This is a genomic window from uncultured Alsobacter sp., assembly GCF_945952055.1.
Lineage (GTDB): Bacteria > Pseudomonadota > Alphaproteobacteria > Rhizobiales > Beijerinckiaceae > Alsobacter.
The window spans coordinates 54,708-79,752 of record NZ_CAMFHB010000025.1 but is presented as its reverse complement, the minus strand read 5'-3'; the positions used below and the strand labels follow the sequence as shown (position 1 = coordinate 79,752).

Here is a 25,045-nt window from a genome sequence, read left to right as displayed (position 1 = left end):
GTAGCGAGTGGGATGGCGGCCATCCCCATTCGCCATTCCCCAAAAACGGAGCCCTACTCCGCCGCCAGCGCCATGTCGTCGCGGTGGACCATCTCGGCCCGGCCGGCGTAACCGAGGATGCCCTCGATGTCGCGCGAGGAGCGGCCGGCGATCTTCAGGGCGTGGGTGCTGTCGTAGGCGACGAGGCCGCGGCCGAGTTCGCCGCCGTCGGGGCCGCGCAGGATCACGGCGTCGCCGCGGTCGAACTCGCCCTCGATCCGCGCCACGCCCGCCGGCAGCAGGCTCTTGCCCGAGCGCACGGCACGCACCGCGCCGGCGTCGAGGTGCAGGATGCCGCGCGGCTCGAGCGAGCCGGCGATCCACTTCTTGCGCGAGGCGACCGGGTTCGAGGGCGTCAGGAACCAGGTGCAGCGCGCGCCGCCGGCGATCGCGCCGAGCGGATTCTTCACGCGGCCGTTGGCGATGATCATGTGCGTGCCGGCCGAGGTCGCGATCTTGGCGGCCTCGATCTTGGTCCGCATGCCGCCGCGCGAGAGCTCCGAGGCCGGGCCGCCGGCAATGCTCTCGATCTCGGCCGTGATGCGGGGCACCACGGGGATGAGCTCGGCCGAGGGGTCGTTCTGGGGCGGGGCGGTGTAGAGCCCGTCGATGTCAGACAGCAGCACGAGCAAGTCGGCGCCGGCCATGGTGGCGACGCGGGCGGCGAGGCGGTCGTTGTCGCCGTAGCGGATCTCGGTGGTGGCCACCGTGTCGTTCTCGTTGACCACCGGCACGGCGCGCAGGTCCATGAGGCGACCCAGCGTGGCGCGGGCGTTGAGGTAGCGGCGGCGCTCCTCGGTGTCGCCGAGCGTCACCAGGATCTGGCCGGTCGTGATGCCCTGGTGGCCCAGCGCCTCGGCCCAGCTGCGCGCGAGCGCGATCTGGCCCACGGCCGCGGCGGCCTGGCTTTCCTCGAGCTTCAGCGGGCCCTTCGGCATGCCGAGCACGGTGCGTCCGAGCGCGATGGCGCCGGACGACACCACGATGACGTCGGCCCCGGCGCCGTGCAGGTTGCCGATGTCCTCGGCGAGCGCTGCCAGCCAGGCGTGTTTCAGCCGCCCGCGGGCGCTGTCGACGAGCAGCGACGAACCGACCTTGATCACGATGCGGCGGAACTGGTCGAGGCGGGGTGCCTTGCGCGCCACCTTGCTGTCGTGCTTCACGGCCGCCATCCCCCCGGCGTCTCCTGGACCGGCTCCTCCGACGGATCGTACTCCGCCTCTTCCGGCTTGGTGGCGCGGATCACGTCGAGCAGCGCCCGCAGCACGGTCTCGACGCCCTGCCCCGTCGCCGACGACAGCAGGATGGGGTCGCGCTTGGCGGCCCGCTTCAGGCGCGCCCGCTGGTCCTTGAGGTCCTCGGGTGTCAGCGCGTCGACCTTCGTCAGGGCGACGACTTCGGGCTTCTCGCCCAGCGCGTTGCCATAGGCCTCGAGTTCCTTGCGGATCGTCTTGTAGGTCTTGCCGGCGTGCTCGCTCGTGCCGTCGACCAGATGCAGCAGGACGCGGCAGCGCTCGACGTGGCTCAGGAACTTGTCGCCGAGACCGAGGCCCTCGTGCGCGCCCTCGATCAGGCCCGGAATGTCCGCCAGCACGAATTCGCGCGCGTCCACGCGCACGACGCCGAGGCCGGGGATGAGCGTGGTGAAGGGGTAGTCGGCGATCTTCGGCTTGGCCGCCGTCACCGTCGCCAGGAAGGTCGACTTGCCGGCATTCGGCAATCCCACGAGGCCGGCATCGGCGATGAGCTTCAGCTTCAACCAGAGCCAGCGCTCCTCGCCCTCCTGCCCGGGATTGGCGTGGCGCGGCGCCCGGTTCGTCGAGGTGGTGAAGTGCAGGTTGCCGAAGCCCCCGTTGCCGCCCTTGGCGAGGCGCACGCGCTGTCCGAGCTCGGTCAGGTCGGCGATCAGCGTCTCGCCGTCGTCCTCGAAGATCTGCGTGCCCTTGGGGACCTTCAGCACCACGTCCGGGCCCTTGGCCCCCGCACGGTTCTTGCCCATGCCATGGGTGCCGGACCTGGCCTTGAAATGCTGCTGGTAGCGGTAGTCGATCAGCGTGTTGAGGCCGTCGACGCACTCGACCCACACGTCGCCGCCCTTGCCGCCGTCGCCGCCGTCGGGCCCACCGAACTCGATGAACTTCTCGCGCCGGAACGAGACGCACCCGGCGCCGCCGTTGCCCGAGCGGATATAGATCTTGGCTTCGTCAAGGAATTTCATGGCGTCTGAGTAGCCGACGACAGCCTTCGCGGCAATGGCGAAGGGTCGCCGCGAGCGTTCCGGCGTGGCAGGATGCGCGCCGCAAACGCTCCCGATTCCGTTCCGCCCGAGTGCCGCCCATGACCGAGACCGCCACCCCCGCCCTGCGTCCCGTCCGCAAGGGCGACCACGTGTTCCTGGTCGACGGCTCGTCCTACATCTTCCGGGCCTATCACGCGCTGCCGCCGCTGACCCGCAAGTCCGACGGCCTGCCGGTGGGCGCCGTCGCCGGCTTCTGCAACATGCTGTGGCGGCTTCTGCGCGACAGCGTCGCGGGCGAGAAGCCGACCCACCTCGCCGTCGTCTTCGACTATTCGGCCACGACGTTCCGCAACGCGATGTTCGACGGCTACAAGGCGCACCGCCCCGAGCCGCCGGAGGAGCTGCGCCCTCAGTTCCGTCTGATCCGCGACGCCGTGCGCGCCTTCGACCTGCCCTGCGTGGAGCAGCAGGGCTACGAGGCCGACGACATCATCGCGACCTATGCGCGGCTCGCCTGCGAGGCCGGCGCCACCACGACGATCGTGGCCTCCGACAAGGACCTCATGCAGCTCGTCGGCAACGGCGTCAGCATGTACGACAGCATGAAGGAACGCCGGATCGGCCGCGACGAGGTGATCGAGAAGTTCGGCGTGCCGCCCGAGAAGGTCGTCGAGGTGCAGGCGCTCATCGGCGACAGCGTCGACAACGTGCCCGGCGTGCCGGGCATCGGCGTGAAGACGGCGGCGCAGCTGATCCTCGACTACGGCGACCTCGAGACGCTGCTGTCGCGCGCCGGCGAGATCAAGCAGCCCAAGCGCCGCGAGTCCCTGATCCAGTACGCCGAGCAGGCCCGGCTGTCGCATCGCCTCGTGATGCTCGACAAGCACGTGCCGCTCGACCACTCGCTCGAATCCATCGGCGTGCACGATCCCGATCCGCGGCGGCTCATCGCCTTCCTGAAGGCGATGGAGTTCACCAGCGTCACGCGCCGCGTGGCCGAGACCTATGGCGTGGATGCCGGCGCGGTCGACGCCGCGGCGGAGCTGACCGTTCCCGGCGCCGGCACGGGCTGGGGCGGATCGGACGGCGCCGCCGGCCACGGCCCGGACATGCGCGAACCGGCCGCGGCCGGCGATGCGGCCGCGCCGCGTTCCTCGACGATCGCCTCGACGGTCGCGGCACCGGCCGCGACCAACGGAGCCGGCGAGGCGACGCCCGGGCACGTCGCCGGCGCCGCGGCGGCGGCGATGCGGGCCGTTCCGTTCGACGTCACCCGCTACGAGACCGTCGGCGACGTCAGCCGGCTGCGGGCCTGGATCGCAGAGGCGCGCGAGGCGGGCGTGGTGGCCGTGGATACGGAGACGACCTCGCTCGACGCCATGCAGGCCGACCTCGTCGGCGTGTCGCTGGCGACCGCGCCGGGGCGCGCCTGCTACATCCCGCTCACCCACAAGTCGGAGGGCTCGGGCGACCTCTTCGGGGGCAACGACCTCGTCGAGGGGCAGATCCCGATCCGCGAGGCACTCGCCCTGCTGAAACCGCTGCTCGAGGATGCCGGCGTCCTCAAGATCGCGCAGAACCTGAAATATGACTGGCTCGTGCTGGAGCGGCACGGCATCGTCGTGGCGCCGGCCGACGACACCATGCTGCTCTCCTACATCCTCGATGCGGGCCGCACCGGGCATGGCATGGACGAGCTCTCGGAAAAGCTCCTCGGCCACAAGCCCATCCAGTTCGGCGAGGTTGCCGGCACCGGCAAGAGCTTCATCGGCTTCGCCCGCGTCTCGATCCAGCGCGCGACGGAATACGCCGCCGAGGATGCCGACGTGACGCTGCGGCTCTGGCACGTGCTGAAGCCGCGGCTGGCGGCGGAAGGCATGGCCACCGCCTATGAGCGGCTCGAGCGGCCGCTCGTCGCAGTGCTGGGGCGCATGGAACGGCGCGGCATCGCCATCGACCGGCAGATCCTGTCGCGGCTCTCCGGCGAATTCGCGCAGGGCATGGCGCGCCTCGAATCGGAAATCCACGAGCTCGCCGGTGGGCCGTTCAACCTCGGCTCGCCCAAGCAGCTGGGCGACATCCTGTTCGGCAAGATGGGCCTGCCCGGCGCCACCAAGACCGCGACCGGCGCCTGGTCGACCGGCGCCAAGGTGCTCGAGGACCTCGCCGAGCAGGGCCACCAGCTGCCGGCGCGCATCCTGGAGTGGCGCCAGCTCTCCAAGCTGAAGTCGACCTACACGGACGCCCTGCCCGGCTATGTCCATCCGCAGACGCAGCGCGTGCACACCTGCTTCTCGCTGGCCTCCACGACCACGGGGCGGCTCTCGTCGTCCGAGCCCAACCTGCAGAACATCCCGGTGCGCACCGAGGAGGGCCGGCGCATCCGCACGGCGTTCGTGGCGACGCCGGGCCACAGGCTGGTGTCGGCCGACTACTCGCAGATCGAGCTGCGCATCCTCGCCCACATCGCCGAGATCCCGCAATTGCGCCAGGCCTTCGCCGACGGCATCGACATCCACGCCATGACCGCCTCGGAGATGTTCGGCGTGCCGGTCCAGGGCATGGACCCGATGGTGCGCCGCCGCGCCAAGGCCATCAACTTCGGCATCATCTACGGCATCTCGGCCTTCGGCCTCGCCAACCAGCTCGGCATCGGCCGCGAGGAAGCCGGCGCCTACATCAAGAAGTATTTCGAGCGCTTCCCGGGCATCCGCGACTACATGGAGCAGACCAAGCGCTTCGCCCGCTCCAACGGCTACGTGACCACGCTGTTCGGCCGCAAGGCGCACTACCCGCAGATCAACGCGAAGAACCCGTCAGAGCGCGCCTTCATGGAGCGCGCGGCGATCAACGCCCCCATCCAGGGCTCGGCCGCCGACATCATCCGCCGCGCCATGGTGCGCATGGAGCCGGCGCTGGCCCAGGCCAAGCTCTCCGCCCGCATGCTGCTTCAGGTGCACGACGAACTCGTCTTCGAGGTGGCGGAGAACGAGGTGGAGGCGACCCTGCCCGTGGTGCGCAAGGTGATGATCGACGCCCCCCACCCCACCGTGCAGCTCAACGTGCCGCTGCAGGTGGACGCCCGGGCCGCCGGCAACTGGGACGAGGCCCACTGAGGCGCGGTCAGATTGTGCGTCCTTCGACTCGGCGCCTTCGGCGCCGGCTCAGGATGAGGGACATTGTTGCTGTTGAAGTCCCCTAAAAGCCCCTCATCCTGAGCCGGCCGCGCAGCGGCCGAGTCGAAGGACGCAGGACCTCGAAGAGCGTTACCCGCGCAGCACCGCCCCGGTCTTCTTGCTCACCTCGGCGACGATCTTGCCCGCCACCGCCTCGATCTCGACGTCGGTGAGCGTCTTCTCGGTGGGCTGCAGCGTCACCGCGACGGCGATGGACTTCTTGTCGTCGCCGATGCCCGGCCCCTCGTAGACGTCGAACACGTCGGCGCCGGTCACGAGCTGGCGCTCCGCGGCCTGCACGGCCTTCAGCACGTCGGCAGCGGCGACGCCCTTGTCGACGATGAAGGCGAAGTCGCGCGACACCGGCTGGAACTCGGAGAGCACCAGCTTGGGCTTCATGCGGGTGGGCTTCGCCTTGGGCGGGGGCAGCACGTCCAGGATGATCTCGCAGGCCACGATCGGGCCCTTGGCATCCAGCGCCTCCAGCATGCGCGGATGCAGTTCGCCGAAGGCGCCGACGACGACCTTGGGTCCGAACTGCAGCGTCGCGGAGCGGCCGGGGTGGTACCAGGACGGCCCTCCGCGCACGACCTGCAGGCCGGCGGTCGGCACGCCGAGCGCCTCGAGCATGGCCATCGCGTCGCCCTTGGCGTCGAACACGTCGACCGGGGCAGGCTTGGCACCCCAGTGGCGGCCGGGGCCGGCCGGCCGCGCCAGCGCGCGGCGGATGGCGGTGGCCGAGATCTTCTGGTCGTCGGGCTGGTCGCCCCGGAACACCTGGCCCACCTCGAACAGCGCCGCGTCGGGGTAGCCCCGGTCGGCGTTGCGCTGGGCCGCCTTGACGAGCCCCGGCAGCAGGCTCGGGCGCATGTCGGAAAGATCGGCGGCGATCGGGTTGGCGAGCGCGAGCGACGGCTGGCCGCCGCCGAAGAGCTCGGCCTCGGCCTTGCCGATGAAGGACCACGTCACGGCCTCGACGAGGCCACGCGAGGCCAGCGCGCGCTTGGCGACGCGGGTGCGCTTCTGCAGCAGGGTCAGGACCGGCTTGGCGACGGTCGCTTCCTCGCGGGGGAAGGGGGTCGACGCGACCTGGTCGAGCCCTGCGATGCGCACGATCTCCTCGACGAGGTCGGCCTTGCCTTCCACGTCGGGCCGCCAGGTCGGCGGCGACACGTTCACGACGTCGCCGGTGCCGGACACCGTGAAGCCCAGTTCGCGCAGCGTCGCACGCATGTCGGCCACGGGCACCGACAGGCCGGTCAGGCGCTTCACCTCGGACCAGGGGAGATCGATGACCCGGTCGGTGTCGGGGATCGCGCCGGCGAAGGTCACGTCGGACGCTTCGCCGCCGCACAGGTCCAGCACCATCAGCGTCGCGAGTTCCAGGCCGGGATTGTTGAAGGCCGGATCGACGCCGCGCTCGAAGCGGTAGCGCGCATCGGAGTTGATGCCGAGCCGACGGCCCGTCTGGGCGATGTTCAGCGGATCCCACAGCGCCGACTCGATGAGCACGTCGGTCGTGGTCTCATCGCTGCCGGAATGCTCGCCGCCCATGATGCCGGCGATCGACTCCACGCCGTTGTCGTCGGCGATCACCACCACGCCCGGGTCGAGCCGGTAGGTCTTGCCGTCGAGCGCCACCACCTCCTCGCCGTCGCGGGCGCGGCGAACCACGAGGTCGCCCTTCGTCTTCTTCAGGTCGAAGACGTGCAGCGGCCGGCCGCGGTCGTGGGTGATGTAGTTGGTGATGTCGACGAGCGTGTTGATCGGGCGCAGGCCGATGGCCTTCAGGCGGCGCTGCAGCCATTCGGGGCTGGCGCCGTTCTTCACGCCGCGCACGAGGCGCAGCGCGAAGGCCGGGCAGAGCTTCCGGTCCTCGGGTGCGAAGTCGAGCGTCACCTTGGTCGGACAGGGGAAGGAGCCCCTCACCTGCGGCTGCTGGCGGCTCACGAGCTTGCCGAGGCCAGCTGCCGCGAGATCGCGGGCGATGCCGTACACGCCGAGCGCATCCGGGCGGTTCGGCGTCACGGCGACGTCGATCACGGGATCGCCGAGGCCGGCCCAGTCCGCGTAGCGCTGGCCGACCGGCGCGTCGGCCGGCAGGTCGATGATGCCCTCGTGGTCCTCGCTGAGGCCCAGCTCGAAGGCCGAGCACAGCATGCCACGGCTTTCGACGCCGCGGATGGTACCGACGCCGAGCGTGATGCCCTTGCCGGGGATGAAGGTGCCGGGCGGCGAGAACACGCTCTTCATGCCGGTGCGGGCGTTGGGCGCGCCGCAGACGACCTGGACCGGCTCACCTTCGCCGGTGTCGACCATGCACACCCGCAGCCGGTCGGCGTTGGGGTGCTGCTCGGCCGAGACGACATAGGCGATGGTGTAGCCGGAAAGCTCCTTCGCCTTGTCCTCGACGCCCTCGACCTCGAGGCCGACGCGGGTCAGCGTCGTCGCGATCTCGTCGACCGTGGCGTTGGTGTCGAGGTGCTCCTTGAGCCAGGAGAGGGTGAACTTCATGGCGGCGCTCGATCCGGAACGGGCAGCGGAAAAGGGCGAAAAGGCAGTCGGTCAGCTCGAAAGGCCGCCGAGAAGGCTCGGCATGTCGAGCGGCCGGAAGCCGTAGTGGTTGAGCCAGCGGACGTCGGCGTCGAAGAAGGCGCGCAGGTCCGGGATGCCGTACTTCAGCATGGCGATGCGATCGATCCCCATGCCCCAGGCGAAGCCCTGGTACTCGTCGGGATCGAGGCCGCAGTTGCGCAGCACGTTGGGGTGCACCATGCCGCAGCCCAGGATCTCGAGCCAGTCCTCGCCCTCGCCGAAGCGGATCTCGCCGCCGCGGCGCGAGCACTGGATGTCGACCTCGGCCGACGGCTCGGTGAACGGGAAAAAGGATGGCCGGAAGCGCATCTTCACCGAGGGGACCTCGAAGAAGCTCTTGCAGAACTCCTCCAGGATCCACTTCAGGTGGCCCAGATGCGAGCCCTTGTCGATGACGAGGCCCTCGACCTGGTGGAACATGGGCGTGTGCGTCTGGTCGCTGTCGCAGCGATAGGTGCGGCCCGGGATGATGACGCGGATCGGCGGCTTCTGGCCGAGCATGGTGCGGATCTGCACCGGGCTCGTGTGCGTGCGCAGCACCTTCCGCTCACCCTTGTCGTCCGGGTTGAAGAAGAAGGTGTCGTGCATCTCGCGGGCCGGGTGGCCGACCGGGAAGTTCAGCGCCGTGAAGTTGTAGAAGTCGGTCTCGACGTCCGGCCCCTCGGCGACCGAGAAGCCCATGTCGGCGAAGATCGCGGTGAGTTCGTCGATGACCTGGCTGATCGGATGGATGCGGCCGCGCGCGGCCGGGCTCTCCGGCAGCGGGAGGGTGACGTCCACGGTCTCGGCCTTGAGCCGGGCCTCGAGCGCCTGGTCGCGCAGGGCGCCGCGCCGGTCGGCGAGCGCGCTGGTGATCCGGTCGCGCAGCCCGTTGATCTTCGGGCCCATCTCCTTGCGCTCGTCGGGCGTCATGGACCCCAGCGTCTTCAGGAGGTCCGAGACGGAGCCCTTCTTGCCCAGCGCCGCGATGCGCACCGCCTCCAGGGCGGCCTCGTCGCCAGCCTCGGCGACGGACGACAGGAGCGAGGTTTCGAGAGCGGAAAGATCGGTCGACATGGCAATACCCGTCTGGCGTCCGGGGCGGGGCCCCGGAACGGACGGGGGCTTTTGCCACGCCGGGGCGTGACTGTCGAGAGAGGGGGGCTGCTCCGTGCATCCTCGACGGCTCGGCTCGGCCCAGCGGTGTCAAACGGCTCGCCTCACCCTCTCCGCCATCCTGGCCGGACTTCGGCCCGGGGATGACGCGCGGAGGGAAGGAGCCTGGAGGGGCCGACGCCGCGCCGGCGTGACAAGTGGCCCCTCACCGCTTCTTCAGCGCCCCGGGCTTGTGCGCCGCCTCGGCGCCGCTCTTGTCGCTGCGCACGATGTATTCGGGATTGTCGGGCGAGGCCGCCACCTTGTGCCCCTTGATCTTCGTCGGGCTGGTCTGCTTGCGTACCACCTTGCCGACGCTGTGTCCGCCGGAGCTGTCCCACGCCACGCGGTCGCCGGGCTTCAGGTCCTTGGCCATGGGTCGTCTCCTCTCGTTGCGGACGACAACGCGCGAGAGGCCCAAAAGGAAAGGCCCGCCGATGAGGGCGGGCCTTGCCGACGTCTTGCGGAGCGGAAGGGCTCAGGCGGCAGCCGGAAGGGCGGCCTTGGCCTTCTCGCAGAGGGCGGCGAACGCCTCCGGCTCCTTGATCGCGATGTCGGAGAGGACCTTGCGGTCCACCTCGATGCCGGCCTTGTTCAGGCCGTCGATGAAGCGCGAATAGACGAGGCCGTGCTCGCGGACCGCGGCGTTCAGGCGCTGGATCCACAGAGCGCGGATCGTGCGCTTCTTCGCCTTGCGGTCGCGCGTGGCGTACTGCATGGCGCGATCGACGGCCGCCTTGGCGGCGCGGATCGTGTTTTTGCGCCGGCCGTAAAAGCCCTTCGCGGCCTTGAAAACTTTCTTGTGCTTGGCGTGGCTGGTAACGCCGCGCTTGACGCGTGCCATAGGCTGATCTCCTCGTTAAGTGTCGTTCGTCCCTGGGGCGATCAGCCGTTGGGGAGGAAATACTTCTTTACGTTCGCAGCATCGCCCTCGAAGAGGACGTTGGTGCCGCGGTGGTTGCGGATCTGCTTGTTGGTCCGCTTGATCATGCCGTGGCGCTTGCCGGCCTGGGCGTAGAGCACCTTGCCGGTGCCCGTCACCTTGAACCGCTTCTTGGCGGCCGATTTGGTCTTCATCTTGGGCATTTTGCTCGTCTCTCCGACGCGGATGGCCGAAACCATCCCGGGTTGGTCTTGTCGGCCTTGCGGCCGTTCGTCTCGTCATGAGCGAAAAGAACCGCCACGGCAGCCCTGACAGCCGGTCGGTTCGAAGGCGCGGCTTATAACAGAAGCGCGGCGGATGGCAAGGGCGGAGCCGCCCGGTGCCCTCACGCCGGGGCACGCGTCCCGGTCAACGGGTTGTCCGGATCCCAGCCGTAGCGGATCGTCTCGAAACGCATGGAGAGCGCGTCGACCATCAGAAGCCGCCCGACCAGCCCTTCGCCGAAGCCGACGATCTCGCGGATGACCTCGAGCGCCATCATGGCGCCCATCATGCCCGCGAGCGCGCCCAGCACGCCGGCCTCGGCGCAGGCGGGAACGGTGCCGGGCGGCGGAGGCTCGGGGAAGAGGCAGCGATAGGTCGGGTTGGGCGTGCCGTCCGCCTCCTTTTCGTGCGGGCGCAGCGTGGTGAGGGTGGCCTCGAAGGGGCCCAACGCCGCGGTGACGAGCGGCCGCCCGACGCGGCAGCACGCGTCGGAGACGGCGTAGCGGGTCTCGAAATTGTCCGAGCCGTCGGCGACGATGTCGTAGCGGGCCACCAGCGCGTCCACGGTGGACGGCCCGAGCCGCTCGGCGAGACGTTCGACGACCACGTGCGGGTTGAGCCTGGCCACCGCGTCCGCCGCGCTGTCGACCTTGGGCCGGCCGACATCCGGCGTGCCGTGCAGGATCTGGCGCTGCAGGTTCGACAGCGACACGACGTCGTCGTCGATCACGCCGATGGTGCCGATTCCCGCCGCCGCGAGATACTGGATCAGGGGCGAGCCGAGCCCGCCGGCCCCGATCACCAGGACGCGCGCGGCCTTGAGCTTGTTTTGCCCGGGCCCGCCGACGTGGCGCAGCACGATGTGGCGGGCGTAGCGCTCGACCTCCTCACTGGAGAGGCTCATCGCCGGCCGATCGCCCAGTCGAGCGCCTCTTCCAGCCTGTCGTTGCCCCAGAACATCTCGCCACCCGACGTGACGACGGCCGGAGCCCCGAAGAGGCCCAAAGTCTTGGCCTCCTCCGTGTTGCGTCGCAGGGCATGCTTCACGATGTCGGTGCGTGCTGCCGCGACGGCGGGCTCCTGCTCCACGTCGATCTCGCGGACGACCTGGGCCAGCATGGCCTCGTCGTCGATGGAACGACCTTCGCAGAACTCGAGCCTGAAAACCGCCTTGGTGAAGGCCGGCCGGGTCTCGTCGGGCAGTGCGAGGGCGAGCCGCGATGCGATCATGCCGTTTTGCGGGAAGGGCTCGGGCCGGACCAGGGGCAGTCCGAGACGTGCGCACCAGCGCTCCATGTCCCGCCACATGTAGGCACCCTTCACGGGATACATGTTGAAGGGCGAGGAGGTGTAGCCCAGGTCGCGAAAGATCGCGCCCAGGAGGAAGGGGCGCCAGCGAACTGTCACGCCTCGCTCGGCGGCCAAGCTGTCGATGCGCTCGGCGGCGAGGAAGGAATAGGTCGAGGCGAACTCGTACCAGAAGTCGACTGTGGGTTTGTCGGTCATGGCGGGACGGTAGCACCGGGGGTGTTTCGCGCAAGCGATGCCCGAGCGCCGGCCATCGTGCGTCCTTCGACACGGCCGCTGCGCGGCCTGCTCAGGATGAGGACCATGGGTGCTGCAAGACCACTCTGGTCCTCATCCTTCTAAGTTGGTGCGCCCGCCGTCTGCTAGAATGGCAGCGGTGGAGGCGGGAGGGGTTCCGTCTCATCCAAGGGTGAACCCCGCAGCTCAGCAAGGAGACCCTCCCGCCGTTCCATCGAACCCGAACAGTCGACAGGGACGTCCTCGCCGGACGAGCCCGATTATTGAAGGACGGGATAAGATGGATGCCTTGAACATTGGGATCGACGTGTCGAAGGACCGGCTGGATGTGGCGGTCTACCCGACAGGCGAAACCTTTGCATTTCCTCGGACTTCTGCCGGGATCGAGGAGTTGATTGAGCGCCTGCGTCCCCTGAATGCCATCCGGATTGGCATCGAGGCGACGGGAGGCTTCGAGACCATCGTTGCCGCCGGCCTGCAAGCGGCGCAGTTGCCGCTTGTGGTTCTCAATCCGGCGCAGGTGCGGGACTTCGCCAAGGCGCTGGGCCAGCGTGCCAAGACCGATCGGCTTGATGCTCTGGTGATCGCCAGGTTCGTCGAGGCCGTCAAGCCGGAGGTCCGGCTGCTACCGGATGAGCAGACGCGTGAGCTGTCGGACCTTGTGTCGCGCCGACGCCAGATCGTCGAAATGATCGCAGCCGAAAAGCAGCGACTGAAGCGCACGACGCAGAAGCGCTTGCTCAAGAGCATCGAACGTCTGGTGGCGGCTCTGCAGAAGGAGCTCTCGGAGGTCGAGACAGAGATCGACGACAGCATCAAGGGGTCGCCGGCCTGGCTCGAGAAGGAGAAGCTTCTCACGTCAGTTCCAGGCATTGGGCCGGTGACGGCCCGTGTGCTTTTGGCGGAAGTGCCTGAACTCGGCAGCATTGATCGAAGGAAGGCCGCCTCGCTTGTGGGCCTCGCGCCGTTTGTCCAAGAGTCGGGGAAGTGGGCCGGCGAGGCAAAGATCCAGGGAGGCCGTGCAGCTCCCCGATCGGTGTTGTTCATCAGCGCCCTGGCGGCAACCCGGCAGCGATCCCCCTTCAACGCCTACTACAGGCACCTTCGCGCAAAGGGGAAAAAGAAGATGGCGGCGATCATTGCTGTCGCTCGCAAGATCCTCACTATCGCCAACGCTATCCTCAGGGACAAAAAACCGTGGCAGCCAGCTTGACCGCAAACACAGTCGCTGAGCCGGCCGCGAAGCGGCCGAGTCGAAGGACGCAGAATGGTCCAGCGGCTCTTCGCGCGTCCTTCGACTCACGGCCCTTTGGGCCGTGGCTCAGGATGAGGGGCTTTTGTGAGGTGGAGTGGTTGAGCGCTTGCGCGCTTCCGCCGCTCGCCCTCGCCAACTTGCGACCTGACAAGCCGCCGCCGTCGGCGTTATAGAGGGCGCCTTCTTCGGAGACCCATCATGACCGGCACGCAGCGCAGCAGCGCCGACCTCGACGTCCGCCGCCGCAAGATCCTGTTCCGCTCCTGGCACCGCGGCATCCGGGAGATGGACCTGATCATGGGCCAGTTCGCCGACGCGCACATCTCGGACCTGACCGACGCGGAACTGGACGTCTACGAGGCCCTCATCGAGGTGCCGGACCGTGACCTGTTCGCCTGGCTCACGGACGCGGCCGACGTGCCCGAGAACTACGACACGGACGTCTATCGCCGGGTGAAGGCCTTCCACACCCACATGGCGCCCATTCACGTCTGAGCCGCGCCGACACCGTCTTCCGGCCCGGGACGCCAATCCCGGGCTTCGTCATTGAATGGACCTCATGGCCAAGTCCTCGCCCCTGCAGCGCGCCGCCGGCCTCCTGAAGGAAGGCGCCAGCTTCACCATCGGCTCCGTCCCGGACGGATTCGACGCGCTGGTCGTCGCCGATCTCGCGCGCGCGGCCAACCGCAACGGTCCCGAGCGGCCCGTGGTGCTGGTGATGGTGGCCCGCGACGGACAGCGCCAGTCGCTCATCGAGAACGCGCTCGCCTTCGTCGCGCCCGACATCGAGGTCCTGTCGCTGCCGGCCTGGGACTGCCAGCCCTACGACCGCGTGTCGCCGAACGCCGCCATCGCGGCGCGCCGCATGACGGTGCTCGCGCGCCTGGCGCGGTCGAAGTCGGGCGACGACCGGCCGCGGATCCTCGTCACGACGGTCAATTCGATGGTCCAGCGCGTCGCGCCGCGCAAGCGCGTGGCCGCCGACACCTTCTCGGCCGCGCCGGGCAACATGGTCGACACGACCGCGCTCGCCACCTGGCTCGAGGTCAACGGCTTCCAGCGCACGTCGACCGTGCGCGAGACCGGCGAATACGCCGTGCGCGGCGGCATCGTCGACCTCTACGCCCCCGGCCTGCCGGCCCCGGTGCGACTGGACTTCTTCGGCGACACGCTGGAATCGATCCGCACCTTCGATCCGGAGACGCAGCGCTCCGTGGGGCAGCTGCGCTCCCTCGACCTCGTCCCGATGAGCGAGATCCAGCTCACGACGGAGACGATCCGGCGCTTCCGCCAGGCCTATGTCGCTCGCTTCGGCGCCACCACCCGCGACGACACGCTCTATGAAGCGGTGAGCGAAGGCCGCCGGCACCCCGGGCTGGAACACTGGCTGCCGCTGTTCCACGAGAGCATGGACACGCTGTTCTCCTATTGCGGAGGCGCGCCCGTCGTCCTGGAGGCCCTGGCCGAAGACGCGGCCGGCGAGCGCCTGTCGCAGGTGGCCGACTACTACGAGGCCCGTCGCAGCGCGCTGGAGAAGGCGGGGCAGGGGCCCGCCGGCCAGTCGGGCCCGCCCTACAAGCCGCTGCCGCCGGACATGCTCTACCTCGCACCGACGGAGTGGGCGGAGACGCTGAAGGCGCAGACGGTGATCCGGCTGACGCCCTTCGCGCAGTTCGAGGCGCCGGGCCAGACCGTGGTGGATGCCGGCGGCAAGCTCGGCCGCAGCTTCGCGGCGGAGCGCGCGCACGAGGGCGAGAGCGGCGCGGCCAATGTCTTCGATGCCGCCGCCACCCACATCCGGGCCCTGCAGGGCAACGGCAAGCGCGTCATCGTGGCGGCCTGGTCGGAGGGCTCGCGCGAGCGCCTGGCCCACGTGCTGGCCGACCACGGCCTTACCGGCCTCCAGCCCGTCTCGGCGATCGCCCATGCCATGGCCCAGCCGCGCAACGTCGCGACGCTGGCCGTCTGGGGCCTGGAAACCGGCTTCGAGACCGAGGACCTCGCCGTCATCGGCGAGCAGGACATCCTGGGCGACCGGCTCGTGCGGCGGGCCCGCCGCTCGAAGCGGCCGCAGGACCTCATCGCGGAGGTCGGCAGCCTCACCCAGGGTGACCTCGTCGTCCACGTCGACCACGGCATCGGCCGCTTCGTCGGCCTCAAGACCATCGACGCGGCGGGCGCCCCGCACGACTGCCTCGAGATCCACTATGCCGGCGGCGACAAGCTGTTCCTGCCGGTGGAAAACATCGAGCTCCTGTCGCGCTACGGCTCGGAAGACACCGAGGTCGCACTCGACAAGCTGGGCGGCGGCGCCTGGCAGGCCCGCAAGGCCAAGCTCAAGCAGCGCATCCGCGAGATGGCGCACGCGCTGATCAAGGTGGCGGCGGCGCGCGCGCTGCGCGAGGCCCCGCGCTTCGCGCCACAGGAGGGCCTCTACGACGAGTTCTGCGCCCGCTTCCCCTACGACGAGACCGAGGACCAGCTCAACGCCATCGAGGCGACGCTGGGCGACCTCGGGCAGGGCCGTCCGATGGACCGGCTCATCTGCGGCGACGTGGGCTTCGGCAAGACCGAGGTCGCGCTGCGTGCCGCATTCGCCGTGGCGTTGTCGGGCCGGCAGGTGGCCGTGGTCGTGCCGACCACGCTCCTGGCGCGCCAGCACTACAAGACCTTCGCGACCCGCTTCCACGGGCTGCCCGTGCGCGTGGCCCAGCTCTCCCGCTTCGTGCCCGCCGCCGAGCAGAAGGCGGTCAAGGCTGGCCTCGCGGACGGCACCGTTGACATCGTCGTGGGCACCCACGCGCTGCTCGGCAAGGCGATCCAGTTCAAGGACCTGTCCCTGCTCATCGTCGACGAGGAGCAGCACTTCGGCGTGGGCCACAAGGAGCGCTTGAAGGAGATCCGGGCCGAGGTCCACGTGTTGACGCTGTCGGCGACGCCGATCCCGCGCACCCTCCAGCTCGCCCTCACGGGCGTGCGCGAGCTCTCGATCATCGCCACGCCGCCGGTCGACCGCCTGGCGGTGCGCACCTTCGTCACCCCCTTCGATCCGCTCATCGTGCGCGAGGCCCTGCTGCGCGAGCGCCACCGCGGGGGCCAGAGCTTCTACGTGTGCCCGCGCATCGAGGACATCGCCGAAGCCAAGGCCTTCCTGGCGACCGAGGTGCCGGAGGCCAAGGTGGCGGTGGCGCACGGCCAGCTGCCGGCCAGCGAGCTCGAGGACGTCATGACGGCCTTCTACGAGGGCCGGTACGACATCCTGCTGTCGACCGCGATCGTCGAATCGGGGCTCGACATCCCCACCGCCAACACGCTCATCGTGCATCGCGCCGACATGTTCGGGCTGGGCCAGCTCTACCAGCTGCGCGGCCGCGTCGGGCGCGGCAAGACGCGGGCCTATGCGCTGTTCACCGTGCCGGCCAGCCGCACGCTGACCGCGCAGGCCGAGCGCCGCCTCAAGGTGCTGCAGTCGCTCGACACGCTGGGCGCCGGGTTCCAGCTCGCCAGCCACGACCTCGACATCCGCGGCGCCGGCAACCTCCTGGGCGACGAGCAGTCGGGCCACATCAAGGAGGTGGGCTACGAGCTCTACCAGCAGATGCTGGAGGAGGCGGTGGCGCAGCTCAAGGCCGGCATCGACGACGACGACGCCAGCGAGACGCAGTGGTCGCCCTCCATCACCATCGGCACGCCGGTGATGATCCCGGAGCACTATGTCGGCGACCTGCATCTGCGCCTGGGGCTCTACAAGCGCCTCTCGACGCTCGACGACGACAAGGAGATCCAGGGCTTCGGCGCCGAGCTCGTCGACCGCTTCGGCCCGCTGCCGGACGAGGTGGAGCAGCTCCTGGAGATCGTGCAGATCAAGGCGCTGTGCCGTCGCGCCAATGTCGAGAAGGTCGACGCCGGGCCCAAGGGCCTTATCCTGTCCTTCCGCGACAACGCCTTCGCCAACCCGGAAGGCCTGGTGCGCTACGTGGCCGAGCAGGGCTCCCTCGCCAAGGTGCGCCCGGACATGCGCATCGTCTTCGTGCGCGACTTCGACACGGCGGAACAGCGGCTCAAGGGAACGGCCACGATCCTGCGCAACCTGGCCCGCATCGCGGAGACCAAGAAGGCGGCGTGACGCTTGGCCGAACGCGACGGGACGATGCACCATCCCGTCCGCGCGTCATGCCCGGGCTCGGCCCGGGCACCCACGACTTCGGCATGGCGCCGGCAAAGGCGTGGATGGCCGGGTCAGGCCCGGCCAGGACGGCGTAGAGGCGGGCGCGAGCGGGAACCGACGTCCCTCAGCTGGCTTCTGCGGCATCCCCCGCATCGCCGGCGGCCTGGGTCAAGGCCTTGGCCAGCGTTTCGGCGGCCTCGGCGCCCGACACCGCGTACTTGCCCGCGAAGATGAAGAACGGCACGCCCTGGACGCCGATCTCCTGGGCCATGCCGATCTCGCGCTGCACGAGGTCTCCGGCTTCGCCGCTGTCGAGGAACGCTCGGGCCTCCTTCGGGTCGAAGCCGGCCTCCTCGGCGATCGCGGCCAGGATGGCGCGGTCGCCGATGTCGCGGCCCTGCTCGAAATAGGCGCGGAAGAGCGCGTCCACGAGATCGTTCTGGCCGCCATAGGCGTAGGACCAGCGGATCAGGCGATGGGCGTCGAGCGTGTTGGGCGAGCGACCGATGGCCTCGAACGCGAAGGCGATTCCATCCTCCGCCCCCAAGCGGCTCAGCCGCTCGTGAATGCCGGCCAGCCGACCGTCGGCGCCGAACTTCTTTTCCATGTAGGCCTTGCGGTCGAGGCCACCCTCCGGGATCGTCGGGTCGAGCTGGAACGGTCGCCAGCGCACATCGACCGGAATCTCGGGATGCATGGCCAAGGCCTTCTCGAGCCTCTTCTTTCCGAGAAAGCACCAGGGGCAGACGACGTCCGAGATGACGTCGATGACGAGGGGCTGGGCGGGGGTGTCTGTCATGGCACGGTCCGTGGGGTCTGAAGAAGGATCCCACGGCCGAACACGCCGGGACGCAGGTCAGTTCCTGACCGACAGGATGCGCTGAGTTTCGTCGACTGTCACGCTGCAGCCCGTCCCCACGAACGCCTCGGGGTCGCTGCGCAGGTTTTCGTCGAGCCGCGTCGACACGGTGACCCCGCCCACGTCGAGCTGTCCGTCCTCGTGGCGGCGGGCCGCGACCACGATGGCACCGATGTCGTCGGGAATGCGGATCGTGCCGAGCCGCAGGGCCGGCCGGCGGTCTTCCCCGCGAGCCTCGACCAGCAGCGTCCGCTCGCCGACGGCCAGGGCGTCGACGACCGGGAAGCGCGCCGCGGGCAGACCGGGCACCCGGTCCAGCCGGACGCCCTGGCGGTGCAGCAGGAGGGCGGAGGCGATCGACACCGAGGCCGATAGCCCCGATTCCGCGAGCGGCCCTTCGAGCGCGCCCGGAACCACCACGTGCAGGCGCGGATGGGCCGACAGGCTGGCCAGGAAGCTCGCGGTCGTGAACAGCGGCTCCAGCGCCAGGGTGCCCGCCGTCAGCAGGCAGGGGCCGAGGCCGGTGACCAGCCCCGCGAGGCTCATCAGCGACAGGGTGGACAGGACGGGCTCGGCCGACGCCATGCCGCTGCGCAGGACCGTGAGCAGCGAGGCCGCGACGAGGTTCGACTGCTCGTGCCGATGCACCAGGATCCGTCCGGCCCGCCGCTCCACTGTGAGAACGGCCGGCGGACGCTGCGGCATGCCGGCGTCGACGGGTTCGAACCCGGTGTCGGCGGAGCGGATGAGGACGTCGTCGAGCGGAATGACGCCGGCCGGCAGCCGTTCGCCGAAGGCGAGCACGAAGCGCGGCCCCCCGCTGCTCGCCGCGGCGGCGCGGAGCACCTCGACGGGGCGGAGCGGACCGATGGCGCCGGTCGTCACGATGGCGCGCGCCGGCACGGCGGAGACCACCGAGGCGGCCTCGTCGAGCGTCACGGTGACGGGCACGAGGCAGGGCGTGAAGCCTGCCCGCAGCGCCGCCAGGATCGCCACCGGCGCTTCCATGGTGGACGCCATCGACACCAGCACGATCTCGCCGGGCCGCAGGCCCAGGTCGAGAAGGTGGTCCATGGTGCGCTGGATGGCCCGGTCCGCCGCCTCGTAGGTGAGCGTCCGGCGGGGCTGTGCGGGCCCCGCGGCCTGCGACAGGGCGATCGCCTGCGGGTTCATCTGCGTGGTCGAGGCGAACAGATCCGTCAACGTCACGCCAGCCCACGGCATGGCCGCGGCGGCGTCGCGTTCATGGGTCTGTGCAGCGACCAAGACCACCCCGTTCGATTCGCGTTCGTTAACGGCAGCTCTACATGCCCGATTCAGGGATCCGTACGCCAGAGCACCTCCGGTTGAAAACCGAAAAGAGCCGTTCTTTCCGGCCTTTGCACCGATGTTTTTCGCGCGATCCATTGCGCAGGCTGGTTGAACAGCGGCACCACATAGAAGCCGGAAAGCAATATGCGATCCAGGGTGCGGACCGCGTCGACGAAGTCCTGGCGCGATCTTGCTGCCAGCATGGCGTCGATGGCCGCCTCGCCGGCGGGTTCTCGCACGCCAGCGTAGTTCAAGCTTCCCTGCCGGTCGGCCGCCTTGGCCGTCCAGCGGCCGTATTGCTCGTTGCCGGGGGAGGGCGAGGCGCCCCAGGCGAACTGGATCATGTCGAAGTCGAAGGCCTGCAGGCGGCGCCAGTACTGGACGTCGTCGACGAGGCGCACCTTGAGGCGGATGCCGATGCGCGACAGCGCCTGGCTGAAGTTCAGCGCGAGACGCTCCTGCACCCGGCTCGCGGCCAGGAACTCGAAGGCGAAGGGCCGTCCCTGGCGGTCGCGCAGCTCGCCGTCGACCAGCTGCCAGCCGGCCTGGGCGAGAAGATCGAGCGCGTGCCGGGCCTGCTCGCGGTCCCGGCCCGAACCGTCCGAGGCGGCCGGTCGCCAGGTGCCGTCCAGGATCGCGGGCCGGACCACGCCGGGAAACGGCGCCAGCAGCTCGCGCTCGTGCGCCGAGGCCGGAACGCCGGTCGAGGCGAGCTCGGATCCCTCGAAGAAGCTCGACGTGCGCGCGTAGAGCCCCTGGAAGAGATTGCGGTTCACCCAGTCGAAGTCGAACAGCCCCGCGATCGCCTCGCGCACCCGCACGTCCGCGAAGAGCGGCTTGCGGGTGTTGAACACGAAGGCGTTCATGCCCTTGGGCGTGCGGATGGGGATGGGATCGCGCACGACCTTGCCCTGCTGGACGAGCGGGAAGTCGTACTGCCCGGTCCAGCGCGTCGGGCTGTCCTCCGTGCGCACGTCGTAAAGCCCGCCCCGGAACGCCTCGAACAGGGTGTTGCCGTCGCGGTAGTAGTCGAAGCGGATCTCGTCGGGATTGTAGAGCCCGCGCGAGATCGCCAGGTCGCGGCCCCAATAGTCGGGATTTCGGCGGAAGGTGATGCTCTCCCCCGGCTTCACCTCGGCCACCACGTAGGGGCCCGACCCGACGGGCGGCGTGAGGTTGGTCTCCTCGAACCGCGCGGCGTCCGTGGTGTGCTTGGCCAGGATCGGCATCAGGGCGAGGATCAGCGGCAGTTCGCGGTCGTTGGCGCCGGTCAGGTCGAAGCGCACGGTGCGCTCGTCCGGCGCCTCCGCCTTGGCGACCTTGGAGTACCAGCTGCGGAAGGTGGGCTTGCCCTTGGTCTTCAGCAGATCCCAGGTGAACAGGACGTCGGCCGAGGTCACGGGCTTGCCGTCCGAGAACCGGGCCTTCGGGTTCAGCCTGAACACCACCCAGCTCCGGTCGTCGGGCGTCTCGATGGATTCGGCCAGCAGGCCGTAGAGGCTGAAGGGCTCGTCGTAGGACCGCGCCATCAGGGCCTGGGTCACTAGGCCCAGCGGCGGCACGATGCCGCTGGCGGCGATGCCGCGGACCGAGAAGGTGTTGAGCGTGTCGAATGTCCCCTGCACGCCGAACACGAGGCGACCGCCCTTGCGCGCCGCCGGATCGGCGTAGGGCAGGTGGTCGAAGCCGGCCGGCAGGGCCGGTTCGCCATGCATGGCGATGCCGTGCCGCGGCTGGGCCGCCGCCGGGAAGGCCAGGCCCATCAGCAGGGCGAAGAGAAGGAGAAGACCGGTGGTCGGACGCATCAGGAAACCGATTCGACGGGATGGCGGAGATTAGCACGGGGCTCGCGGCGCGGGCGTGGCGCCGGCCCGGCCGCCGCGGTCGCGGTCCGGGATCTCCTTTAATGCTGGAAACATTGAGGGGGAGCCGCTAAGAGCAACGCGGCGTCGCCATCGAAGCGCCTCAATCCCCGTCGATGCAGCGGCGCTGCCTGCCGCTGCACAGCGGCCTGGCGGGCCACCGCCAGCCGACCGGGACCGAAGCGACTTCGCCGTTCGCCCGTAGAAAAGAGGATCCGTTCGATGTCGACTGTCCGGCCGTTTGCAACGCGCCTGCGCCTCGCCGTTCTCGTCGCTGCCGCCGTGACCGCGGTTCCGGCGCTCGCCCAGACCACCCCTGCCGCTCCCCGGCCCGCGGCCCCCGCGCCGAAGCCGGCCGCTCCGGCTCCGCAGGCGCCCGCCGCCGCCGCGCCGGCCCAGCAGGGCCCCACCATCGTGGCCGTGAAGCCCGAGCCGTCCCAGGCCGACTGGGTGAAGGTCTGCGGCAAGGACCAGGGTAACGGCAAGGAAATCTGCTACACGACCCGCGATTTCGTCTCCGACCAGGGCCAGCCGGTCCTCGCCGTCGCCGTCTACGACGTGAAGGGCGATCCGCAGCGCATCGTGCGCTACCTGATGCCGCTGGGCCTGCTGCTGCAGCCGGGCGTGCGCTACGCCGTCGACTCCGGCAAGGCCGAGAACGGCCGCTACGCCATCTGCTTCCCCAACGGCTGCTTCGCCGAGGGGCAGGTGAAGGACGACGTGATCAACCAGCTGAAGAAGGGCACCGCGCTCAACATCAGCGTGCAGAACCAGTTCGCTCGCGAAGTCACCTTCCAGGTGCCGCTCGCCGGCTTCGGCAAGGCCTTCGACGGCCCGCCGATCGACCCGGCCGTCCTCGAGCAGCAGCAGAAGCAGCTCCAGGAGCAGATGCAGAAGCAGGCCGAGGAGATGCGCAAGAAGCTCGAGGCCGGCGGCGGCGCCCCCGGCGCGGCTCCCGCTCCCGGCGCAGCCCCGGCGCCCGCGCCGAAGCCCTGATCGGGCGACAGGATACGAATGCAAGACGGGCGCCTCGCGGCGCCCGTTTTCGTTTGAAGGACAGATCTTTCCGCAGTGCCCGACCACCCCTCCGCCGTCCTGCCCGGGCTTGGCCAGGACGCGGTGAGAGGGGGGCAGACCGGACCGGCCCACACTTCACAAGCTCTCCGGGCGAGGAGATTTGAGCGAATTGGACGATCCCGCGGCCGCTCAGTTGAGCAGGTCGCCGCGCGCCTTGTAGGCCCCGTCGGGAGTGCGCTTGAAGATTTCCTTCACCTGCGGATGGCGCACCGGCTCGCCGGACTCGTCGGGCAGCAGGTTCTGCTCGGAGACGTAGGCGATGTACTCGGTGTCCGCGTTCTCGGCGAGGAGATGATAGAAGGGCTGGTCCTTGGACGGCCGAACGTCCTCGGGAATGGAGTTGTACCACTCGTCGGTGTTCGAAAACGTCGGATCGACGTCGAACACCACGCCCCTGAACGGGTAGAAGCGGTGCTTGACGACCTGCCCGAGAGAGAATTTGGCGCGACGGTCCTTCATCGCTCCAATCGTTAAGTCCGAGCCCGCTGTGAAGTCAATGCGGGGATTGACGCATCGCTCAATCCCTTAGGCGCCCTCGTTGCTCCTACAGGCCATAGGCCGCCGCGAGATCGGGATCCCGCGCCGCCACCGTCCGGGCAAGGTCGACGATGACCTTGGCCTGCTTCCAGGTGGCGTCGTCCTGCATCTTTCCGTCGATCATGACCGCGCCGCTGCCGTCGGGCATGGCGTCCAGGATCCTCCTGGCGAAGGCCACCTCGGCGGCATCGGGGCTGAAGACCGCCTTGGCGATGCCGATCTGCGAGGGATGCAGGGTCCAGGCGCCGGCGCAGCCCAGGAGGAAGGCGTTGCGGAACTGGGCCTCGCAGGCCTGCGGGTCGGAGAAGTCTCCGAACGGGCCGTAGAAGGCCTTCAGGCCGTTGGCGGCGCAAGCGTCCACCATCTTGGCGATCGTGTAGTGCCACAGGTCCTGCTGCGCCACGGCGCGCGGCTGGCCCTCCAGCGGGTCCGAGAGCACCTTGTAGTCCGGATGCCCACCGCCGACGCGGGTCGTCTTCATGGCCCGCGACGCCGCGAGATCGGCCGGGCCCAGGCTCATGCCGTGCATGCGCGGCGACGACTCGGCGATGGCGTCGACGTTCTTCACGCCTTCGGCGGTCTCGAGGATCGCGTGGATCAGGATCGGCTTCTGGACCTTGTAGCGCGCTTCGAGCTGGGCGAGCAACTGGTCGAGGTAGTGGATGTCCCAGGGACCCTCGACCTTGGGCAGCATGACCACGTCGAGCTTGTGGCCCACTTCGGCCACGATGCGGGTGAGATCGTCGAGCACCCAGGGGCTGTTCAGCGCGTTGATGCGCGTCCACAGGCCCGTTCCGCCGAACTCGGTCGCCTTGGCCATGGCGATGAACCCCTCGCGGGCCGCCTCCTTGGCCTCCACCGGGATGGCGTCCTCGAGATTGCCGAGCACCACGTCGACCTGCCTGGCCAGTTCCGGCACCTTGGCGCGCACCTTCTCCAGGTGCGGCGGCACGAAGTGGATCATCCGCTCCAGCCGCACGGGCAGTTCGCGGTAGGGCGCGGGCGCCCCGATGGCGAGCGGCTTGAACACGTTGCGGGCGAGCTTCATGCGGTTCTCCAGATCCTCGTGCACGGCAGTCATGCTGCGCTGCACTATGCGGGCGGCGCCGCATCCGGCGCAATCGGCCATCCGGCGGGGTCAGCCCCAGCGCCGGTGACCCCACATCCACTGGCCCGGGTGCTGCCGGATCCAGCGCTCGAACAGCGCGTGGAGGTTCGCCGTGGCGGCCGCCACGTCCGCCTCGCGGTCGCCGGTCTGCGGCACCTCGACGATCTCGCCCCGCACCACGAAGTTGGCCCCCTGCGTGCGCAGCACGTAGCCGGCGACGAGCGGGACCTTCTGGCTGCGGGCGAGGATCGCGGGGAACGGGTTCGACGGCGCGGGCCGGCCGAAGAACGGCACGGAGATGCCCCGGTGCTCGCGCTGGTCGGCCAGGATCGCGACGGACTTGCCCGCGCGCACCACCCGCATCAGCTTGAACACCGTGTCATGGCCCTTGCTGAACAGCCCCGCCTTGTAGAGCGGGCCGCGCATGGCCGTCACGTAGTCGTCGACGATGGGGTTCTTGAGCGACTGGTACACGCCGGCCGCGTCGAGGCCATAGGGCGCGAGCGAGGTGACCGCGATCTCCCAGTTTCCCAGGTGGAGCGAGACCAGCACCACGCCGCCCTTGCGGAACAGCTGCTCGAGCTCGGGCGACAGGTCGATCGCCACCCGGTCGCGCGCCGCCGCGAGCTCCGGCAGGTGAAAGGCCTCGCCGAAGGTGCGCCCCAGATTCTCCCACATGTCGAGTAGGATGGCCTCACGGCGTTCCGGCGACAGTTCGGGGAGGGAGGCGGCGATGTTGGCCCGCGCACGGACGTGCCGGCGCAGCTTCGGCGCCACGAAACGCCAGATGCGCCCCGACACGGCCGAGGCGACGTCGAGCGGCAGGGCCGATGCCACCGCGGCGACGACGCGGAAACCGGCATACTCGATCCATTGCAGGATGCCCGCCTGCGCCCGGCGCGAGCCCGCCGGAGCTTGAGTGCCCCTGTCCGTACCGCGTTCGTCCAACCTGCTGCTCCGATCCTCGCGCCCCCGCTAACACGGCGCGCCCGC

20 protein-coding genes are annotated in these 25,045 nt (G+C 69.5%); 5 read left to right on the top strand and 15 right to left on the bottom strand.

Features of this window, described 5'->3' with window-relative positions:
• Positions 1-53 precede the first annotated feature (53 nt).
• Positions 54-1,211 (bottom strand): glutamate 5-kinase, encoded by a 1,158-nt coding sequence (gene proB / locus Q0Q47_RS18455; protein WP_293863031.1) that lies wholly within the window; start codon positions 1,209-1,211, stop codon positions 54-56.
• Positions 1,199-2,257 carry a GTPase ObgE gene (obgE, locus tag Q0Q47_RS18450; RefSeq protein ID WP_293863029.1) on the bottom strand — a complete coding sequence of 353 codons (1,059 nt, stop codon included), beginning with the start codon at positions 2,255-2,257 and terminating at the stop codon, positions 1,199-1,201. Before obgE ends, proB begins: the two co-directional genes overlap by 13 nt.
• 119 nt (positions 2,258-2,376) lie before the next feature.
• Between obgE and polA the strand changes: the two genes are divergently transcribed.
• Entirely contained in the window at positions 2,377-5,394 is a 3,018-nt protein-coding gene (polA, locus tag Q0Q47_RS18445) for a DNA polymerase I (RefSeq protein ID WP_293863027.1), read from the top strand.
• A 150-nt stretch (positions 5,395-5,544) separates the two neighbouring features.
• Here polA and pheT read toward each other — a convergent pair whose 3' ends face one another.
• The 7 genes from pheT to Q0Q47_RS18410 form a co-directional block, all read right to left on the bottom strand.
• Positions 5,545-7,968 carry a phenylalanine--tRNA ligase subunit beta gene (pheT, locus tag Q0Q47_RS18440; protein WP_293863025.1) on the bottom strand — a complete coding sequence of 808 codons (2,424 nt, stop codon included), beginning with the start codon at positions 7,966-7,968 and terminating at the stop codon, positions 5,545-5,547.
• Between the two features lie 51 nt (positions 7,969-8,019).
• Positions 8,020-9,105: a phenylalanine--tRNA ligase subunit alpha gene (gene pheS, locus Q0Q47_RS18435; RefSeq protein ID WP_293863023.1), complete on the bottom strand. Its 1,086-nt coding sequence runs from the start codon at positions 9,103-9,105 to the stop codon at positions 8,020-8,022.
• Positions 9,106-9,349: 244 nt separating this feature from the next.
• Positions 9,350-9,559 carry a DUF2945 domain-containing protein gene (locus tag Q0Q47_RS18430; RefSeq protein WP_293863021.1) on the bottom strand — a complete coding sequence of 70 codons (210 nt, stop codon included), beginning with the start codon at positions 9,557-9,559 and terminating at the stop codon, positions 9,350-9,352.
• Between the two features lie 102 nt (positions 9,560-9,661).
• Positions 9,662-10,027: a 50S ribosomal protein L20 gene (gene rplT / locus Q0Q47_RS18425; RefSeq protein ID WP_293863019.1), complete on the bottom strand. Its 366-nt coding sequence runs from the start codon at positions 10,025-10,027 to the stop codon at positions 9,662-9,664.
• A 41-nt stretch (positions 10,028-10,068) separates the two neighbouring features.
• Positions 10,069-10,269, bottom strand: a complete 201-nt coding sequence (gene rpmI, locus Q0Q47_RS18420; RefSeq protein ID WP_293863017.1) for a 50S ribosomal protein L35 — start codon at positions 10,267-10,269, stop codon at positions 10,069-10,071.
• Between the two features lie 182 nt (positions 10,270-10,451).
• Positions 10,452-11,234 carry a molybdopterin-synthase adenylyltransferase MoeB gene (locus Q0Q47_RS18415; RefSeq protein WP_293863015.1) on the bottom strand — a complete coding sequence of 261 codons (783 nt, stop codon included), beginning with the start codon at positions 11,232-11,234 and terminating at the stop codon, positions 10,452-10,454.
• Positions 11,231-11,836, bottom strand: coding sequence for a 2-hydroxychromene-2-carboxylate isomerase (locus tag Q0Q47_RS18410; protein ID WP_293863013.1), 606 nt, complete (start codon positions 11,834-11,836; stop codon positions 11,231-11,233). Before Q0Q47_RS18410 ends, Q0Q47_RS18415 begins: the two co-directional genes overlap by 4 nt.
• A 319-nt stretch (positions 11,837-12,155) precedes the next feature.
• Here Q0Q47_RS18410 and Q0Q47_RS18405 point away from each other — a divergent pair, with 319 nt between their 5' ends.
• From Q0Q47_RS18405 to mfd, 3 genes are all read left to right on the top strand, one after another.
• Entirely contained in the window at positions 12,156-13,088 is a 933-nt protein-coding gene (locus Q0Q47_RS18405) for an IS110 family transposase (RefSeq protein ID WP_293863011.1), read from the top strand.
• Positions 13,089-13,328: 240 nt separating this feature from the next.
• Positions 13,329-13,625: a succinate dehydrogenase assembly factor 2 gene (locus tag Q0Q47_RS18400; protein WP_293863009.1), complete on the top strand. Its 297-nt coding sequence runs from the start codon at positions 13,329-13,331 to the stop codon at positions 13,623-13,625.
• Between the two features lie 64 nt (positions 13,626-13,689).
• Positions 13,690-17,256, top strand: coding sequence for a transcription-repair coupling factor (mfd, locus tag Q0Q47_RS18395; protein WP_293863007.1), 3,567 nt, complete (start codon positions 13,690-13,692; stop codon positions 17,254-17,256).
• Positions 17,257-17,422: 166 nt separating this feature from the next.
• On the opposite strand, the gene Q0Q47_RS18390 is transcribed toward mfd, so the two are convergent.
• The 3 genes from Q0Q47_RS18390 to Q0Q47_RS18380 all read right to left on the bottom strand — a co-directional run bounded on the left by Q0Q47_RS18390 (position 17,423) and on the right by Q0Q47_RS18380 (position 21,273).
• Complete coding sequence (locus Q0Q47_RS18390; RefSeq protein WP_293863005.1) at positions 17,423-18,097, bottom strand: DsbA family oxidoreductase; 675 nt, start codon at positions 18,095-18,097, stop codon at positions 17,423-17,425.
• A 57-nt stretch (positions 18,098-18,154) separates the two neighbouring features.
• Positions 18,155-19,366, bottom strand: a complete 1,212-nt coding sequence (locus tag Q0Q47_RS18385) for an AMP-binding protein (protein WP_293863003.1) — start codon at positions 19,364-19,366, stop codon at positions 18,155-18,157.
• 107 nt (positions 19,367-19,473) lie between these two features.
• On the bottom strand, positions 19,474-21,273 hold the full coding sequence (locus tag Q0Q47_RS18380; RefSeq protein ID WP_293863001.1) for an extracellular solute-binding protein: 1,800 nt from the start codon (positions 21,271-21,273) through the stop codon (positions 19,474-19,476).
• Positions 21,274-21,552: 279 nt separating this feature from the next.
• Here Q0Q47_RS18380 and Q0Q47_RS18375 point away from each other — a divergent pair, with 279 nt between their 5' ends.
• On the top strand, positions 21,553-22,326 hold the full coding sequence (locus tag Q0Q47_RS18375; RefSeq protein WP_293862999.1) for an invasion associated locus B family protein: 774 nt from the start codon (positions 21,553-21,555) through the stop codon (positions 22,324-22,326).
• 210 nt (positions 22,327-22,536) lie between these two features.
• On the opposite strand, the gene hspQ is transcribed toward Q0Q47_RS18375, so the two are convergent.
• The 3 genes from hspQ to Q0Q47_RS18360 all read right to left on the bottom strand — a co-directional run bounded on the left by hspQ (position 22,537) and on the right by Q0Q47_RS18360 (position 25,000).
• Positions 22,537-22,866, bottom strand: coding sequence for a heat shock protein HspQ (hspQ, locus tag Q0Q47_RS18370; RefSeq protein WP_293862997.1), 330 nt, complete (start codon positions 22,864-22,866; stop codon positions 22,537-22,539).
• 85 nt (positions 22,867-22,951) lie between these two features.
• A complete protein-coding gene (locus Q0Q47_RS18365) occupies positions 22,952-23,992 on the bottom strand; it encodes a CoA ester lyase (protein ID WP_293863060.1) in 1,041 nt (346 codons plus the stop codon).
• Positions 23,993-24,082: 90 nt separating this feature from the next.
• Positions 24,083-25,000, bottom strand: a complete 918-nt coding sequence (locus Q0Q47_RS18360) for a lysophospholipid acyltransferase family protein (RefSeq protein WP_293862995.1) — start codon at positions 24,998-25,000, stop codon at positions 24,083-24,085.
• Between the last annotated feature and the right edge of the window lie 45 nt (positions 25,001-25,045).